Origin of the sequence: Rhodococcus sp. NPDC127593, assembly GCF_042671975.1 — a bacterium.
Classification (GTDB): domain Bacteria; phylum Actinomycetota; class Actinomycetes; order Mycobacteriales; family Mycobacteriaceae; genus Rhodococcus_F.
The window spans coordinates 18,234-36,971 of sequence record NZ_JBHXWI010000078.1; the positions used below are offsets into that span (position 1 = coordinate 18,234).

Annotated in this window: 10 protein-coding genes and 1 pseudogene; 9 read left to right on the forward strand and 2 right to left on the reverse strand. The window is 61.5% G+C overall.

The window, feature by feature from the left end:
- The first annotated feature begins 392 nt into the window (after positions 1–392).
- Complete coding sequence (locus ACFVJ3_RS43055; protein ID WP_378457879.1) at positions 393–1,757, forward strand: potassium channel family protein; 1,365 nt, start codon at positions 393–395, stop codon at positions 1,755–1,757.
- 85 nt (positions 1,758–1,842) lie between these two features.
- Here ACFVJ3_RS43055 and ACFVJ3_RS43060 read toward each other — a convergent pair whose 3' ends face one another.
- Positions 1,843–2,562 (reverse strand): aspartate/glutamate racemase family protein, encoded by a 720-nt coding sequence (locus ACFVJ3_RS43060; protein ID WP_378457880.1) that lies wholly within the window; start codon positions 2,560–2,562, stop codon positions 1,843–1,845.
- Between the two features lie 328 nt (positions 2,563–2,890).
- Positions 2,891–4,246 (reverse strand): purine-cytosine permease family protein, encoded by a 1,356-nt coding sequence (locus ACFVJ3_RS43065; protein ID WP_378457881.1) that lies wholly within the window; start codon positions 4,244–4,246, stop codon positions 2,891–2,893.
- Between the two features lie 687 nt (positions 4,247–4,933).
- On the opposite strand from ACFVJ3_RS43065, the gene ACFVJ3_RS43070 reads away from it, so the two are divergent.
- The 8 genes and pseudogenes from ACFVJ3_RS43070 (at position 4,934) to ACFVJ3_RS43105 (ending at position 18,496) form a co-directional block, all read left to right on the forward strand.
- On the forward strand, positions 4,934–5,404 hold the full coding sequence (locus tag ACFVJ3_RS43070; protein ID WP_378457882.1) for an Lrp/AsnC family transcriptional regulator: 471 nt from the start codon (positions 4,934–4,936) through the stop codon (positions 5,402–5,404).
- A 1,135-nt stretch (positions 5,405–6,539) separates the two neighbouring features.
- Complete coding sequence (locus tag ACFVJ3_RS43075) at positions 6,540–8,921, forward strand: ATP-binding protein (protein WP_378457883.1); 2,382 nt, start codon at positions 6,540–6,542, stop codon at positions 8,919–8,921.
- A 259-nt stretch (positions 8,922–9,180) separates the two neighbouring features.
- Positions 9,181–10,275: a Glu/Leu/Phe/Val dehydrogenase gene (locus ACFVJ3_RS43080; RefSeq protein ID WP_378457884.1), complete on the forward strand. Its 1,095-nt coding sequence runs from the start codon at positions 9,181–9,183 to the stop codon at positions 10,273–10,275.
- Between the two features lie 335 nt (positions 10,276–10,610).
- Positions 10,611–14,105 (forward strand): indolepyruvate ferredoxin oxidoreductase family protein, encoded by a 3,495-nt coding sequence (locus ACFVJ3_RS43085; RefSeq protein WP_378457885.1) that lies wholly within the window; start codon positions 10,611–10,613, stop codon positions 14,103–14,105.
- Positions 14,098–14,682, forward strand: coding sequence for a hypothetical protein (locus ACFVJ3_RS43090; protein WP_378457886.1), 585 nt, complete (start codon positions 14,098–14,100; stop codon positions 14,680–14,682). Before ACFVJ3_RS43085 ends, ACFVJ3_RS43090 begins: the two co-directional genes overlap by 8 nt.
- Positions 14,683–14,739: 57 nt before the next feature.
- On the forward strand, positions 14,740–15,318 hold the full coding sequence (locus ACFVJ3_RS43095) for an adenylate kinase (protein WP_378457887.1): 579 nt from the start codon (positions 14,740–14,742) through the stop codon (positions 15,316–15,318).
- 198 nt (positions 15,319–15,516) lie between these two features.
- Positions 15,517–17,019, forward strand: a complete 1,503-nt coding sequence (locus tag ACFVJ3_RS43100) for an aldehyde dehydrogenase family protein (RefSeq protein ID WP_378457888.1) — start codon at positions 15,517–15,519, stop codon at positions 17,017–17,019.
- A 250-nt stretch (positions 17,020–17,269) separates the two neighbouring features.
- Positions 17,270–18,496, forward strand: a pseudogene (locus ACFVJ3_RS43105) (CaiB/BaiF CoA transferase family protein).
- Positions 18,497–18,738 lie beyond the last annotated feature (242 nt).

Genomic DNA, 18,738 nt, shown 5'->3' on the forward strand with positions numbered 1-18,738 from the left:
TGCAACGAGATCTACGCCGCTGTGGGCAGAATGCCGATGGCCCTCCCGCGGTGAGGTATCAAACATAATGGCTCGGCTGAACCAGTGAAGGGTTGCAACGTCGTTGTGCAGACTGCCTGCACATGCATTGTGGCCGCGACCGGGACACCGGAGCCCGAACACGATCCGTTTCAGTGTGCGTGTCGACTGGTGGCAGTTCCGGACCGGCGTCGGCTAGCCACTCGTATCAGCCACTGACATAACAAGTTACACTAACTCCGCCCTACCGAGCAGTAGTGGCGCAGTAATGCAATTCGGACCGGGCATCGATTGATGATCTCCGGTACGCTTCCTGATCTCGCCAGCGCATAAACCTTCGTCATGGCGGACTCCACCCGGCAAAAGGACTACCTGTGACCGACTCGTACCTTGTCATCGGCGAAACGACCGTGGCCCGACGCGTGTGTGCGTCATTGCGTGAAAGGGACTTTCGGGTCCGCCATCTCATTGCACCCGACGACGACGAACTGCGGCAAGCGATGGCCGACCAGCCAAGTGGCATGGCAGTGCTCGTGCGTGACGACGTCGTGGCTCTGCGGTACGCACTGGCTGCTGCACATATTTCCGCGACTATTCCATTGGTGGTGTCGATCTTCGACCGTACCGTCGCGGATCAACTATCCGAGTTGCTCCCGCAATGTGACGTGACGTCGCCGGCCGACCTCGCCGCCCCGACACTGGCAGGCCCGTGCTTGGAGCCCGGGCTCGTGTCGGCGCGCCACGACGGCGCCCACATGCTCGCGGTCCGGATGGTCGACGGCCATCCCGAGAGCGCGCTAGTGGATATGCCGCGCAACGCATGGTGGCATCGAGCGCTAACCGGCGCGACCGGGCTGCTGCGTTCCCACGACTTCGGCACCCGCATGCTGCTTGGCGGGCTCGCGGGACTGCTAGCTGTGCTGATGACGGACTGGGCGTGGCTCGTTCTCGGCCGACATGTGCGGCCGCTCGACGCCTTCAATGAAGCCGTGCGCGTGGTAACAACGGTCGGCCCCGGTGTCGATGCCCACGACAGCCCGGCCTACGCAGTGTTCGCGTCCCTTGCGATGCTCTTCACCGTGGTGTTTACGGCGATGTTCACTGCGGGGATCGTCGACAGGCTACTTGGACCGCGCCGCGTCGCCCTTATCGGCCGGCGGGTCCTGCCGCGGACCGGGCATGTCATCGTGGTCGGGTTGGGCCAGGTGGGTTTGCGGCTCTGCCGAGAGTTGCAAGCCTTGGGTATCCCTGTCGTCGGAGTCGAGCGCAATCCCGCGGCCAAGAATCTTCGCTTGGTCCGAACGATGAATATCCCAACCGTGGTTGGGCACGGTGGCGACCGAGAATTGTTGGAACGCCTCGGTGTCCACCGGGCCCTCGCACTCGCCGCCGTCGGGTCGGACGACCTGGACAACATCGCTGTGTCAGTCGCGGCACAGGCCGTCTCGCCCGGGTTGCGCCTGGTCCTGCGGGCAGGGGAGCAGGAGGCCATCGCGGAGACGCGGTCACTTCTGCGACTGGGCAGCATCCGCGACGTCACGAGCCTGAGCGCCACATACGTCGTGGCCCGGCTAATCGGCCTACAGCCCCGCGGCGTAGTGTCCGACGGCAGCAACCTATTCTTGGAGGTTACTGCCGCCGATTCCCCCGAGACTGGTTTCACCGAGCTTCCGGTATCGCCTCGCGTGAGCTGCCGTCACGTTCTCTCCGCTACCGAAGGAGTGCGGGCACTCGCCTGAATGGAATCGGGGCGAACAACCAACTACTTGGCGACGAGGATGAGCCACGAATCGTGCTGCGCACTCGGAGGAGTGAAGCAAGGAATCACACCGAACGCGCTTTGGTGGGTGGGACCATGTACGTGGTTCGGCTGGGAGTCAGTCCCAAACGGACTGAGCCTTCCAACCACGCAATGGCGGCGCCTGTCGGATCCACGACCGGGACCGACAAGCCACGTTCGGCAAGTCGGTCGCGTAGAGCCTGGGCAACACCCAGCATCCCGGTGCATCCAAGCACGATGACGTCGGCTTCTCCTGTGACTACGGCGTCCAGTGCCTGCGCCTCGAGACGATCGATCAGCAGCTCGCGGTCGTGGAGACCCAGTACGGGGAGATCGATGGTACGCATTGTGCCAATGCGATTTTCCAGCGAGTAACGTCGCCCAAGTGAGCGCAGCATTGGTAGGACATTAGGGAGGACGGTGATGATTCCAACCTTCTCGCCCATGCTGAGCGCCATGAGCATCGCCGGTTCGAATCCGCCGACGACCGGCGCGTCGATAATCTCGCGAGCGGCATGGACGCCAGGGTCGCCGAAGCAGGTTACAAACACTCCGTCGACACCATCGCCGGAAGCCTCATGAATGCGTTCTAGAATTCCCGGGCCAGCTAATGCTTCGTCGTACTCTGATTCAATACTGGCGGTTCCGTTCGACAGCGACACAACGTCGACCATTGTATCGATCGAGGCCCAGTGTTCGACTTCTCCGCGCACGCTCTCAACCAAATTATCTCCGATGACCGGGATGATTACCCGAATGTGCATTTCGACTCCTTCAATCGTGGGTCATGTGGGTTAGTACGAGACGAGCTGTGATGGCGACGAAGCGTTGAATGCGCCCGCAAGGTCCCGGCCACTCGCACATCCCTGCGCAAGCAGAAGTGGCCGGGGGAACGGTGGCCCCCGGGGATGCATCCGCGTGAACCGCCGTTCCACGGCCGTCGCTAATCCGTCACGCCGCGAACCGATTTCCCGTTCGTGGCCTGCGTGAGTCGCTACCAGGGATGACGACGCTCTGACCGTATATCTGGTCGACGATCAACAGCGTCGGTAAACCGGCATGAATAGGGGCATTGCAGCGGGGTTGAATGCTTTATCGATTGTCTTCGGCGAGCAGGCGGTGCTCGGCGGGTTTCGCGTGACCGCCGGTTTCGGATCGGCCGATACCGCGAACGAGGCCAAGCTTAGCGGCACCGACGTATAATGCGAATGCAATGATCACCGAATTGATAGACGGAATACCCCAGTGCGCATAATGGCCACACAACGACGCGATGGCCCAAATTATAAGACTCGCCGGCACCCACGTCGGCGCAGTGGGCGGCAGAACGCCCGACTTACGGGACGCGGCAAGTTCGGAACGCCAAATTCCTGCAACGAAGTATTCGGCGACCATGATTCCGGCAATTGGAGGAAACGCAACGCTCAGGAGTGTCAGGAAGGTGCCGATGTTGTCGAGAATCCCCACCGCACCGAGCACTGTGCCGGCAAGACCTACGATAAGGGTTACCAGCTTTCGGTTCACACGCCTGCCGAACACCTGGTCGACGAAGTTGACTACTCCTAGGGACGAGGCATACAAGTTCCAATCGTTGATCTTCAACGTAGCGGCGATAATTACAATGGATCCAATGAACCCTGAGGTAGATGTGACGATTGCAACCACGTCGTTGGTCTTGAGTGCAAGCGCTAGGAGAACTCCGGCGAGGCCGACCACGTACTCGCCGAGAGACATTCCGAGTACTGTCTGCTTGACCACGTCCCCCGGGGATCGATTGAACCGGCTCATATCTGGCGTGATTACTGCGCCGACGATGAATCCACCTGCCACAATCGTGGTGCCCTGCACGAGGGTCAGTTGAGGGCCTGCAGGCGCCGCCGACATCAGTTCGCCGAGGCTACGAGTCGACAGCTCGGCATAGATCGACCATCCTGCGAGCAAGAGGAAGGCCGGAACTGCTACATAGGCGGTCCAGGCCATCGACCCAAATCCGTACATGACAATAAGGGTGACGAGCATGCCAAACACCAGGGCCCATGCCCACAAGGGAAGAAAGCCCATCAAGTCCATCAGTCCTTGCGCAGAGACCGCGTTCTGGATGCCGAACCACCCGATGGCGCTTATCGATATAGCCAAACCTATGAAGGCCGAACCTGAGCGGCCGAAACCGGTCCATCTCGCGAGTACGGAAGTCGTCAAACCTTCTCTCTGGCCGGCGATGCCGGTGAAGATCGTAAGAACCTCGAGGATGACAGCACCTAACGTGATCGCGATAAAGGCATCCCAGAAATCCATTCCAAAACCAAGCGTTGCTCCGATTAAGAAACTTGCAAGACCACTGAGCATTCCGAAACGTTGGATTGCAATCGAGAACCAGTGGTATCGCGCGTGCTGCGGAACTCGGGACAGGGCGTAGTCGTCGTCTTCTGCGCCGTCTGCTTTGACCATGGTTATGACACCTCCGGTTGTGTGAAGTAGTTCACGAACCGTAGGTCTCGAGGCGTGCGGTCTCACTGTGCACTAAGTCCAGTCTGGCCGCGACTGTTGGGCGTCACGCCTAGTGGAATGGTGGCCGCCTCATGCTCCGTGACTCGCCAGAGCAAGTCGGCGCCCACGGTCGGCGCCCTCATTTCCCGAAGGAAGTCTTCGACGAGCTCGCGGCACCATAGCCACGCTCTTCCGGCGGTCACGTCGGCAATCCGGGAGTCCGCACTCGACTGGGCGGACCTTTGGGGGCCATAGGTAGTGCTGCTTGACTACCCAGAATTCCGATGCCGGGGGAGGAATCGGCCGACCGTGCAGCGGCACCAGTCGCTGAGCAGCCTTTGAGGGGAATGAGCTATTCAGAAGGGCGGGAGGTTTCATGCGAAGTCGCAGGGCGGTGCAAAGGCGGACGCGCTCCCAAGCGCCCACATAGGAGAGAGCGCTGATAGGAGTGTGTCCATCGGTCTCGTGCAGGCGGTGATCGACCCTGAGCGCCACCCCGAGCCGAACCTGACCCGGCCCCGGGTTGACGCCACCAAACCTCGCCCGCCCGTTTCATCACTTGCGCACTGCGAATCGGGCGGAAGATCTATTGCTCTACTGTGTTTCCGCGGAGCCAGATGGCAAACGGGATGACACGCAGGGAGAAGCATGAGTGACGAGCCCGAATCAAACGGACTTGATGACATTGACCGGCGGATTCTTGAGTTGTTGTTCGACGATGCCCGGATATCGGTTCGCGGTTTGGCGCGAGCAGTGGGAATGTCTGCAGGCGCGGTCGGCGAACGGGTAGAGCGTCTCGAGAGCAGCGGGGTTATCACCGGCTACCGCGCAGAGATCAATCCATCAGCGCTTGGCCTCAAGTTGGAGGCACTCATTGGCGTAGAGCTAACGCAGCATTCATCCGTTTATGAGTCTATGGCCGTTCTGCGGGAGCTCCGTGAGGTAGTGAGCATCGAATTGGTTACGGGAAGATGGGATCTGGTTGTGAGAATCCGTGTGCGCGACCATGAACACCTCAAAGAGGTCTTGACAGAATCGGTCTGGAAGCTGCCGACCCTAGGGCACAGCGAGTCGATGGTCGTGCTCGAAAGCCACACAGGGAATGCGCCGCCGCCATAGAGCCTCCCTCCCACCAGCGGGAGGTCGGTGAGCGAAGCACAGTCCTCGCAGGGACTAAGTCGCATCACACGATTGCCGGTAGCCGAACCGGAAGACGCAAAGCGACGATAACGGGACGCAGTCGCCCACATCGGCCGACGCGTCAGACGCCGCGGGAGGCGGCCACTTCGTAGCGGTATCGCCTACCTGCACATGCTGCCGAAGCCAGTAGACGCATCATCCGCGCCGATCAGACCTTTCTACTGGGGCAATGTGCTGTTTAGACCCGTCCGGCCAAGGAAAGGACGGTGTGATGCCGAGTCGTGGCCAGGGGGTCGTGTTCTCCCGCCCAGGCTGCACCCCAGGGAACTGACGAACCGGCAACGCGTACTGTCCATCACTCATTGTGGAGGAGCCCGTCCAACTCGTCCGCGCGCCGGCGGCCCGGGACACCTTCCCCCGCCGTGTGGGTGCGCTGCCAGGAACGCGAAGTCCGGGACGAGGTTCTCGATGTGCGCCCACGACGACGGTCGCGCACCCACACGTTCTGGTTCGCCGAGCGATGGACGAACTGCACCGACAATTGAGTCGGATTGTGCACCCTGCCCATAGCAGCGCAATGACGCGCACCATACGTTGGTTTTAAGTCAGTTCCAGAACCTGCAAGCGCACTAGTAGGAAGCGAGCACTTCCTCAGGTGCACCCCGGTTATCAGTGCCCAGGACGAAGAACATCATGAACACTTACACCACAAACGAGCAATCGGATCCCCTCCGTGATCATGCCTCACAACCAGCAGGCTGGTGGGACAGTTCCAGGGCCCCGGACCAACCCGATTCCCACATTGGTTTGGACCTTTTGAGAGCCCGATATCTACGCCGGCAACGCATGATGATGCAACGGCAGTCCGATCGAATTAGTACCGAAGCTAAGCTCTTTCTCCGCTTCGCCGAGATGTGGGCACCGTATGGAGGCCCACCGGCCGCGGACATTTTTGAGACCTTTGGCATGACACCTGGTCGGTTCCACGAAAAGCTGCGCGAATTTATCGACCGATACAACGCCTCGATTCAAAGTTACTAAGCCGCGGCACCGCTCCTTCTGTCACCAATATGCCCATCACCACATCAAGTTCCTCACCAGATTGCGCTCTGCCATGAACGGTCTCCGAACCCCAGTCGCCACCAGCCCTCGCCTGCCATCCCTGCGTGATGCAGACCAACCTGCACTTCGAATCGACGAAAAACCCACCGTAACAGTCGATATCCCCGAAATTGATACTCCCAGCGACCTGACCAGGTTCATTGGCCGCCGAAAGGAATCCGCAGACGTCCGCAGCCTTCTCGGCACTGCCCATCTTGTGACACTGATCGGCACCGGCGGAGTCGGCAAAACGCGGTTAGCGCTCAGATCTGCCCGCGGCAGCCGGCGCGCTTTCCCCGGAGGCGTGCACTTCGTCCAACTCGAACAGGTTCGAGATCAAGCGCAGCTTACAAACGCGGTGGCAGCAGCGTTGGGGTGCGCCTCCTCTGTCGATTCGATGAGCCAACTCGCGTTGATACTCGGTTCACAACGAACGCTTCTCGTGCTCGACAGCTGTGATCACCTCACCGGCGACGCCGTTTCCGCGGTCACCTCACTTCTTCAGTCCTGTCCGCATGCGCGAGTTCTCGCAACCAGCAGGCAACCCCTCGGAGTATGCGGCGAAGCCGTGCTACCGATCGATCCGCTGCCGTACCCGATCGCGGGATCGGCGCCATCGTTGATGCCCACAGAAAGCTGTGGCGCAATCGCCCTGTTCGCTGACAGAGCTAGGGCCGCCATTCCCACCTTCGAGCTCACGGACGACAACAGAGACAGCGTAGCGAAGATCTGCCAAATGCTCGACGGGTTGCCGTTGGCCATCGAACTGGCGGCGGCAAAGCTGCGATCGATGTCGGTGCAGCAGATCCGCGCACGCCTCACCGATCCGTTCAGCATTCTGGCTTCTGGAAACCGGGCTGCGCCGCAACGGCAACAGACGTTGCACAAGTGCATCGCGTGGAGCTACGTACTATGTACGCCGAGGGAGCAAACTCTGTGGAATCGATTGTCTGTCTTCACCGGAAGTTTCGACCTCGAGGCTGCCCATGAGATATGCGCATCCGAGTGGTCACCGGATGAGGTGATGGATGTTGTAGCGGCCTTGGTTGATAAATCCGTGCTCATCCGCGAGGGCGACGCGAGTGTTCGGTATCGGATGTTAACGGTTCTTCGGCACTACGGACGTCAAGAACTTGGCTATTGCGGCGATCTCATGGCCTATCAACGCAAACACCGCCAGTGGTACCAAGATCTGGCCCTTCGGGCAGACGCCGATTGGAACAGCCCGAGTCAATCCAGCTGGATCGAGCGTTTGAGTCACGAGCAGGATAATCTGCGCGGGGCACTGCTGGGTAGCTTGGCGGAGCCGAGTGAGTCGGAAGCGCTGTTGAAGACAACATATGCCCTTCACCGCTGTTGGATTGCCTGTGGGCAGTTCGGTGAATGCCGCAGCTGGCTGAGTAAAGCTCTAGCCCAATCGCAGGGTTTGTTCTCCATTCGCCGAGTCGCCGCATTGTGCGCGAACGGTGTCGTCGTCGCGGGATTCGGTGATCTGGCAGAGGCTACCGCACTCGTCGATGAAGCTCGTCACATCTGCGAAGAGCATGTGCCGAGCAAAGACGCTCATCATCTTCTTTCTTACGCAGAGGGATTCGTAGCGTTGTTGTCAAACAACTTTGGGTCTGCCACCGAGTGCTTCAAGAGCGCTCTCGATGACCACCGCAGCTCCCGAGAACGAATCGAGCTTCTGTTCGGTCTAGCCCTCTCGACTGGTCTCGGCGGTGATATTCGACAGGCTGTCACCCATCTCGAGCGAGGACTGTCTCTCGCCACCGCCGACAACTTACTGGCAGAACAGTGCTATCTCCTATGGGCACTCGGATTTGCGCTCTGGCAAACTCATCCCGACAAGGCCACGGAGGCGCTCGAGAAGTGTTTACGCCTGCTTCGAGGCACACAGCTCCCGCTGGCCGGTGCCTGTGTGGAGACTTTGGCTTGGATTGCCGGAGCCGGACGGTCGGGTCAGCACGGAGGGGTGCTTCTAGGTGCCGCCGCGCGCCTGCGGACTTCGATGGGGCAATCGTTGGGATCACTGCCGGGCATCGAAGAGCACCACGAGAAGTGTCGAGATCTCATGACGTGCACGCTCGGCGAGCAACCTGCCAATGCTGCAATCCAGCGGGGCCGCAACTTCACATGCGAGGAAGCAATCGCCTACGCCCTCAGTGAAAAGCCACCCGAACGCACGTGTCCAGTGACAGACCCCCGGACGACGTTGACTCGGCGCGAGCGTGAGGTGTCCGAACTCGTCGCTCGCGGCTTGACGAACCGGTCGATCGCCGATCAGCTCGTAATCTCGCTTCGCACCGCGCAAGGTCATGTCGAACACATCCTCGCCAAGCTTGGATACACTTCGCGCGCTCAAATCGCAGCATGGGTCGTCGAATGCCAATAGCCGCATTCCCGTCCCCCACGTGCACGGCACCCCGGCCGCACCTCGGTCGTGCGATCGCGCTCGTCGAACCGAACGGTCATCGCATGCTCATCACGATCCGGTCTGGACTGCACAGACGGATTGTCAAACTTCGATGTCGTTGCGCAACTGACCTATTCAAATGTATTCTTACCAAGCATGCGGTCTGCGGGCACAATCCCGGCCCCGACCGCTCTCGAGCGCATATCCCGCGCTCACAACCACGGAAGAAGTACACACAATGAACGAGACCTCACTGCGGTCGACTACCAGGGTCACCGATCAGAATCACGAGCAGGTAGTTTTCTGCCAGGACGAGAAATCAGGGCTGAAGGCGATCATCGGCCTGTATTCGACTGCCCTCGGCCCCGGCCTGGGCGGCACCCGGTTCTACCCCTACGCTAGCGAGGACGACGCGATCTCCGACGTCCTCAACCTCTCAAAGGGCATGGCGTACAAGAATTCCCTGGCTGGCCTTGACCTCGGCGGCGGTAAGGCAGTCATTATCGGTGATCCGAATACCATGAAGAGCGAAGCGCTACTGCGAGCGTACGGACGGTTCGTGGAAACGCTCGCCGGTCGCTATTACACCGCGTGTGACGTCGGCACCTCCAGTCCCGACATGGACATCATCGCGCGCGAGACGTCGTACGTCACCGGCCGGTCGCTCGAAGAGGGTGGAGCGGGCGACTCGTCGATCCTTACGTCGTGGGGCGTGTTTCAAGGCATGCGAGCGTCGGCTCACCACGTGTGGGGCAGCACCTCGCTCGCGGGCCGCATCGTAGGAGTGGCCGGGGTCGGCAAGGTCGGCCGCCATCTAACCGCACTCCTCATTGATGCGGGCGCCGAGGTTGTTGTTACCGATCCTTTCGCACCCGCAGTGCAGTCCCTGCTCGACGACTACCCAAGCGTGCGTGTCGTTCAGACGACAGCGGAACTGGTCGGGCAAGCTCTCGACATCTACGCACCCTGCGCACTCGGTGGCGCTCTGACCGACACAGTTGTCGATGAGCTGAGCGCACGAATTGTCTGCGGCGCGGCGAACAACCAGCTAGCCCACCCAGGAATCGACAAGCGATTGAAGGAACGAGCTATTACGTACGCTCCTGACTACTGCGTCAATGCAGGCGGAGTTATCCAAGTAGCTGACGAGTTGAACGGTTTCGACTTCGACCGCGCAAAACTCCGTGCCACAGGCATTTTCGACACGACACTCAATGTACTCGAGACCGCAACCAGAGAAGATACGACGACCGCCGCTGCTGCGGACCGCCTCGCGGAGCAACGCATGCGCGAAATTAGCCGACTGAAGGCTCTCTGGACACCGGGATCCTAAGGGTGCATAACCTCCAGGTCACCACGCGTGCTTCCACTTCGCGTTCGTGGTTCTGAGTATCAGAGCTTCTCATTGCAGAGGGAGCTCCTTCGTTACTGCCCCTCATTTCGACGTACCAGCGGGTTCTCAGTCGCCGGGCTCCTCCGCCGGCCAACTCATTAACACTGCACGTGGCTCCGTATGCATTCATTTCCTGGACTTCTCCGCCATGGCAAACGAGCGCAGACGACCTGAGCCCAGCGTGCTCGCGCGTGACTTGTACAACGACCGGATCACAGGATCCCACTACGTACCGGCATTCCGGAAAGCAAACAGATTGGACGGTGGTCTCCATCATGACTGCTTCGGCGACGGATGACCTCACTAAACCCTACGACCTCGACGATCGATACAGGCACGGCGCGGGGCCAACGCTCCTCACCGGCGTGCAGGCGATCGCGCGCTTCCTGGTGGAGCAACATGTCCGCGACACCGCTCGTGGACAGGCGATCGGGACTTTTGTCTCCGGTTACCAAGGAAGTCCCCTAGGTGGTGTCGACCGCATGCTGGGCGGCATGCAGGATGTACTCGACGAGAACAGCATTCGATTCGTCCCGGGCTTGAACGAGGAGCTCGCTGCTACGTCGGTATGGGGTAGCCAAGCAACCCTTGCGCCTGGTGCCGCCACCCACGACGGGGTAATCGGTGTTTGGTACGGCAAAGGCCCGGGAGTTGATCGCGCTACCGACACCATCCGTCACGCCAATATCTACGGTGCAAATCCGAAGGGGGGCATCGTTCTCATGGTGGGCGACGATCCCGCCTCGAAGTCGTCGACGGTACCTGCCGTCAGCGAGCGATCCCTTGCTGCCCTCGGAGTGCCCGTACTCTTTCCCCGCAATGCCCGCGAAATCATCACCATGGGTATGCACGCAGTAGCTCTGTCCCGCGCATCCGGGTGTGTGGTCGCCCTCAAGATCGTTGCCGACGTCGCCGACGGCGCCTGGAATGTATCGGCGGATGATTTCGCCGATCTGTCGATCACGGTTCCCACTGTTGAACACGGAGGACGTCCATTCGTATACACGCAACGACCGATGGCGGTCGCACCAACCAGTATCCTCGCCGCCGAGGCCGACCTCGTCGGTCCCCGGTGGAAGATCGTTCAAGCGTACGGTCCCGCCAACAAGCTCGATGTCATAGAGGTGAACCCGCCGGAGGCGAGGTTGGGCATCGCGGCCACAGGCACGACATTCGATTCGGTGCGGCAGGCGCTGATCGATCTCGGCGTCGAGGACCACCACCTCCATTCCGCAGGCATCCGCTTGCTGCGCGTCGGGATGACCTATCCACTCTCCGCTGACACGGTGAACCAGTTCGCTGCAGACCTCCACCACTTGCTCATCGTGGAAGACAAAACCGCCTTCCTCGAATCCCAGTTCCGCGAGATCCTCTACGGAGCGACCGACGCTCCTCAGATCGCGGGCAAGAAGGACTTCGAAGGCCGAGACCTCGTGCCCGCGGGGGGCGAACTGACCTCCGGACGCCTCCTTGCCCCGCTCCGACGCATCCTCGACGGGCGCGTCGAAACAAGACGCCCTCTTCCTGCGCCGCTGAAGCTAGATGTTCTGCCGCACAACCGAACTGCCTATTTCTGTAGTGGCTGCCCACACAACCGATCGACAGCCATTCCGGACGGTTCCCTCGGCGGAGGTGGCATCGGCTGCCACATTCTGGTGACCATGTCCGGAAGAGAAGACAGCGCGGTCACTGGCCTGACGCAGATGGGTGGTGAAGGAAGCCAGTGGATTGGTCAGGCAGCGTTCACCCACGTCCCCCACATCTTCCAGAACATCGGAGACGGTACCTTCTTCCACTCAGGTCAACTGGCACTGCAGGCATGCGTTGCCGCCGGAGTGAACATCACCTACAAGCTGCTCTACAACGATGTGGTAGCCATGACCGGCGCCCAAGATGCCGAAGGCGCACTCTCGGTCGCGCAATTGACCCACAAGCTCATCACCGAGGGTGTCAAGCAGATCATCGTCTGTGCCGACGAACCTCACCGGCACAACAAGCGGAAGCTCGCCAAAGGCACAAAGCTATGGCACCGAGATCGCCTCGATGACGCGCAGAGGGAGTTGCGCGAAATCAAGGGAGTAACCGTCCTGATCTACGACCAGCACTGTGCCGCTGACGCCCGCCGACAGCGTAAGCGCGGAACACTACCCACCCGTAACACTCGGGTGATCATCAACGAGGCCGTGTGTGAAGGATGCGGCGACTGCGGCGTCAAGTCGAACTGTCTGTCGGTACAACCTGTCGACACCGAATTTGGACGCAAGACCCGCATCGACCAAACATCCTGCAACACCGACTACACCTGCCTCGACGGAGACTGCCCGTCGTTTGTCACGGTAGAGCTGAACCCAGGGAAGAAGCCACCAAGAATCGCTCGCCCGACACCCCCCGCGTGCGCCGAGCCAGACCAAACAGTCGGGTCCACGACGCAGAACATTTTCCTGGCTGGAATCGGGGGCACCGGCATCGTGACGGTCAACCAGGTGTTGGCCACCGCGGCGCTGCGTGCGGGTCTCGAGGTCGAAAGTCTCGATCAGATCGGCTTGAGCCAGAAGGCCGGCCCGGTCGTCTCCCATCTCCGCTTCAGCGCCAGCGCTCTCGAACCATCCAATCGACTCACCCCCGGCAACGCCGACTGCATCCTCGCATTCGATCTACTGACCGCTACCGAGAACAAGAATCTCGCGTACGGACATGCACGCTCAACTATTTCGATCGCGTCCACGAGCGCCACGCCGACCGGCGACATGGTGTACGACAAATCCGTGCAATACCCGGACACAGAATTGTTGCTGGATAGATTGGCTGGTGCCTCGCAAACCGTGCACTCGTTCGACGCCCTCGCGGCGGCTCAGGAGTTGTTCGGTAACACCGCAGCGGCGAACTTCCTATTGATCGGCGCCGCCTACCAGGCGGGCGGCTTGCGTCTGCCCGCCGCGGCGATCGAAGAGGCCATCGGAATCAACGGCGTCGCAGTAGAAGCGAATACTTCAGCCTTTCGCTGGGGCCGTACCGCCATCGACCATCCGGCAGCCTTCAAGGAGGCCACCGCACCCGCCAACGTCAAGGACGAACCACTGGTGGCGCCGGCGCACCTCTTCGAGGACACCACCTTCGGCGGAGAAGTGCGCCGAATGGTCGAGTTGCGCGCCGCCCAACTCATCGAGTTCCAATCCACGCGTGTGGCACACGAGTACATCGAGCAGATTGAACTGGTGTGGGCGGCTGAGCGAGAGGTGAGCGAGCGAACCGACTTCAGCGAGGCGGTTGCTCGCGGGTTGTTCAAGTTCACGGCGTACAAGGACGAATACGAGGTCGCGCGGATGTTGGTCGATCCGGCATTTCTCAACGACGTCAAGGCTCAAGTGCCGGCAGGCGAGAACCTGACTTATAAGCTCCATCCGCCGATTCTGCGAGCGATGGGGCGCAAGAAGAAGATCGGGCTGGGACCGAGATCACACTTCGCCCTCAAAGTATTGGCGAAGGGCAAGAGACTGCGAGGAACGAAGTTCGACCCGTTCGGATACGCCCACGTTCGCAGAGTCGAACGGGAACTACTTACTCAGTATCGACGCATGGTTACCGACCTCGCCGGCACTCTCGATCGGGTCGGATACGACAAAGCCGTTGAGATCGCCCAACTACCCGACATCGTTCGTGGGTACGAAGACATCAAGCTCCACAACGTCGAGTTGTATACCACTCGGCTACTTGAACTCGGGATGCACCAATACCTTCCACACCGCGACGGGGAGCGAAGTGATGCCTAGCCTCGCAGCCGCGGAGACGCCGCGGAAGTATGGGATGCCGACATTTGGAACGGACCCTCAACTCGAGACGTACTCGATTGAGTGCAGTGATACCGCCGACGTAATCCCGCGCCTGACAACGCTCTTCTGGCGACACAGTGTCGAGTTGCAGAACCTGTCGACGTGGAAATCGATACGGTCCGACGGTAGCCAAGGCATGGTCGTTACTTCTCGAAGACCGGCCACCCTGACTGACGAAGCATTGGTCAAGCGGATCAATCATCTAGTCGGTGTCGTCAGGGTTCGACGGGAGACGTTCGAGGAGAGTCTCAAGTTCAAGGACGTCACGATCGAAGTGTCCGCGACGGGATATTACGTCGATAAACTCGCAACCCTGGGATACGAGTTCAACGCGACTCCGCTGCGGTACTCGATGAAGTGCATCGTGATGCAGTTGTTCGACAGCGGGAAGCGGATCGACGAGTTCCTAACCCGATTGTCGAAGCACATCGACTCACGCATGACGGGAGAGGTCAGGGTCTCGTCCTCGCAACGGCCAGCGCTCGTGCTCCTGAGCCGAAAGGCCCTCGGTGGGTAGTCCGACACCGAACACAACGGCGCACGATTCACCTAGTACATCTCGAAAGGCACCTCCGTGCGCATTGTTCTGACGGGCCCACCCGGCGCGGGTAAGGGCACCCAGGCACAGTTGCTCTCGCAGACACTCGGCCTCCCACACATCTCCACCGACGACCTGTTTCGCCACCACATTTCCGAAGGCACCGAGCTGGGGATGAGGGCGAAGTCTTACATCGATGCCGGTGAGCTGGTTCCGGGCGAGGTCACCATCGACATGGTGCACAACCGGCTGATCGAAGAGGACACGCGGTCCGGGTTCATCCTCGACGGCTTCCCCCGAACCGTTCAGCAGGCGATCGCGCTCGATGAAATCCTCAACGAACAACTGAACCAACTCCGGGCCGCACTCGATTTCGAAATTGCCGAAGAAGAGGCTCTCATCCGCATGCTCTCCCGCGGCCGCGGCGATGACACGCCGGATGTCGTCCGCCACAGATTGCGCCTCTACAATTGTGAAAAGCAATCGCTCCGCGACTATTACGCGCCTATCCGCGTCACCGTGCGTGCCGAAGGCGAGGTCGAAGAGGTACGGGCACGCACCGTGCATGCCCTCAGTGAACAGATCCCGCTACTGCAGTACTCAGAGCCGAGGTAGTACCGAGGCTGACCGCGCACACTTGCAACCACCTGAGTCGTGCGGATGTTTTCTCTGTACGACTAGTCGCCTTCGTGGGTCTCGCCCGAACCTGTTCCGCATAGTTCCTTTCGTGCGTGAATCCCGATATTCCTCTGAACCCGCACGACCGTCGGCGGGACCACTAACCGTCCGCAGTGACACAAGGAGTCGTAGGCCATGACGTCCACACAGACCTCCCTCCAGGATCTCCAGATCCCTGACGCTCGCGATTGCCCCATGTTCGTCGACGGTGCGTGGGTCGAGGCGCTCGGAGGCGAGTGGAGTGGCGTGACGACCCCGATTCTGCGTGAGCACGTCATCGGCCGGGTGCCCAGCTCCGAGGCCGCCGACGTGGATCGGGCGGTCCAGGCCGCGCGCCGCGCGTTCCCGAAGTGGCGGTCCCAGCATTTCACCGCACGCCAACGTGTTCTCGGGAAGATCGCCGGCGCGATCGAGAGCCGATCCGAGGAGCTCGCCCGGCTGACCGCCCTCGACACCGGGAACGCGCTGCGTACGCAGGCCCGCCCGGAGGTGCTCACCCTGGCGAATCTGTTCCGGTTCTTCGCCGGCGTCGCGGGCGAGATCAAGGGCACCGTGCTGCCTGCCGGCGACGACCAACTTCAGTACACCCGACAGGAGCCGCTCGGCGTCGTCGGCTGCATCCTGCCCTGGAACTCGCCGCTGATGATCGCCGGCTTCAAGATCCCCGCAGCCCTCGCGGCCGGTAACACCGTCGTCGTCAAGGCCTCCGAAGACGCACCGCTCAGCGTTCTGTTGCTCGCCGAGATCTGCGCCGAATTTCTGCCGGCCGGTGTGCTCAACGTGATCACCGGCAGCGGCGCGGTCGCCGGCGAAGCGCTGGTACAGCACCCGGGCGTCGACAAGGTCTCGTTCACCGGGTCCACCGAGGTGGGGCGCCGGGTGGCCCGCGAGGCCGGCGGTCGGCTCGCGCACGTCTCGCTCGAGCTCGGCGGGAAGAACCCGTCGATCGTGTTCCCCGACGTCAACATCGATGACGAGTTCATCAACCAGCTGCTGCTCTCGACCCGCGTGCACCGGCAGGGGCAGAGCTGCACCGCCGGGTCACGGCTGTTCCTGCACCAGGACATCTACGACGAGGTACTCGGTCGTTTGGTTGACTCCCTCGCTGCTCTCGAGGTCGGCAACCCGTTGTCGGAGTCCACGGACATGGGCGCCATCATCAACGACAAGCAGTTTGCGTCGGTATGCGGATTCCTCGACGACGGCCTCAGCTCGTCCCAGGTCTCGGTGGTCCTCGACGGTGCGCCCGCGAAGGTCGGCAACTTCGACGGTTACTACATGGGCCCGACCGTGTTCTCCGGCGCCGACAACTACTGGCGCCTGTCTCGCGAGGAGATCTTCGGGCCCGCGCTCGTCGCGATCCCGTGGACCGAGCACTCCGATGTCATCGAGATGGCCAACGACTCACACTACGGGCTCGCCGCCTACGTCTGGACCCACAACCTCGACCTGGCCCTCAACACCGCACACGCCCTCGAAACCGGGTGGGTGCAGGTCAACCAGGGCGGCGGACAGATGGTCGGCCAGTCCTACGGCGGCTACAAGCAGAGCGGGATCGGACGTGAAGTATCGGTCGAAGGCATGATCGCCGGATTCACCCAGACCAAGCAGGTGAACGTGCGCCTGCGTTCGATCTGACACTCGCCGAGCGCGGTGCCGCAGGTACGCCCGGCCGGTGGGGACGGGTTCCGAAGATCGTGCCCACCGGCGGGTCCCACCTGATCGTCGATCGCCACCCCCGCACCGCGGGGTGGGGGTGGCGGTGGTGAGCCCTTCCTCTCTACCCCACAGCGAGCACGCAACACGGAAAATCGGAGTCGTTGACCGGCGACACCGTTGACGTCTCCTCAATTCTCGCCGCGCTTCTTCAACCAGGACGGATCAAGACATGAATGTGGGACCTCTCAAAGACATGCTTGTCCTCGATCTCTCGCGGGCACTCGCGGGACCCATCGCAGCGATGATGCTGGGAGATCTAGGCGCCCGGGTCATCAAGGTCGAAGCCCCCGGAACCGGCGACGATTCGCGTACGTGGGGGCCGCCTTTCGTCGGACCCGAGCACGATCCCCATTCGTCGTACTTCATGTCGGCCAACCGGAACTAAGAGTCGATCGTGCTCGACCTCAAGAGCGAGCACGGACGCGACGCCCTGCGCCGGCTGATCCAACGCGCCGATGTGCTGATCGAGAACCTGCGGCCGGGCGCATTCGACCGTCTGGGATTCTCGGCACCGGTCCTCGAGGATCTCAATCCGCGGCTGATCACGTTGTCCATCACCGGGTTCGGCCACGACGGTCCCGAGGGCTCGCGCGCCGGGTATGACCAGATCGCCCAGGGTGAGGCGGGTCTGATGTCGATCACCGGAGATCCGAAGGGGGAACCCACCCGCATCGGCGTGCCCATCGCCGACGTGCTCGCCGGCGTGCACGGCGCCACCGGCGTGTCCGCCGCCCTGGCCGGCCGAGAAAAGACCGGGAAGGGGATGGTGGTGCGCACATCTCTGCTCGCGGCCGCCATCAGTGCCCACACCTTCCAGGGCACAAAATGGACGGTCGGCGACCAGGTCGCCCAGCGATCCGGCAACCACCATCCGCAGATCGCCCCCTACGGCAGTTTCCGGTGCGCCGACGGTTATGTGCAGATCGCGGTCGGGAGCGAGACGATCTGGAAGAAGTTCGCGCCGGTCGCGAACCTGAGCTCCGCCGACCCACGCTTCGCCGTGAACCTCGATCGGGTCGGCAATCGCGACGAGCTCATCGCCGCGATCGAAGCCGACTTCGCCGACCGCACCCGCACCGACGTGCTCGCTGTCCTCGAGACGGCCGGCGTTCCCGCGGGATCGATCCGCACGATCGACGAGGTCTACGAGTGGGAGCAGACCCGCAGCCAGGGTCTGGTGGTCGAGGTGGACCACTCCGTCGTCGGCCCCGTGCAGCTACCGGGACCGTCGCTGCGGATGGAAACCGCGCACGGCCAGTCGCTGGTGCGATCCGATCACGCGGCGCCGCCCGCCCTCGGCCAGCACACCGACGAAATCCTCGCCTGGATCGATGCCCGCTGCGATGGCGATCAGGCCCCCCACGAGCACGGACACACGACCACCAGCCGGTCGTGAACGAGGCGCCGTGGCCTCGAAGAACGTGTCGATGCGGGTGGATCTCGAGTCGGCGCCGCGTGGATGGCGCAGTGGGGAGTTTGCGCCCGCCGCGCCGTCCACGCATCCATCCAAACCTGACTCTTACTGGTGGAGGAACTGAAATGGGAGGATGTCCCGAGTTCCGTGGAACTTCGGTGGCGGCCCGATGAGCATCAGGCTGCGTTCACCTGATCATTGTGTACCACAGGTCCGACAGGTTT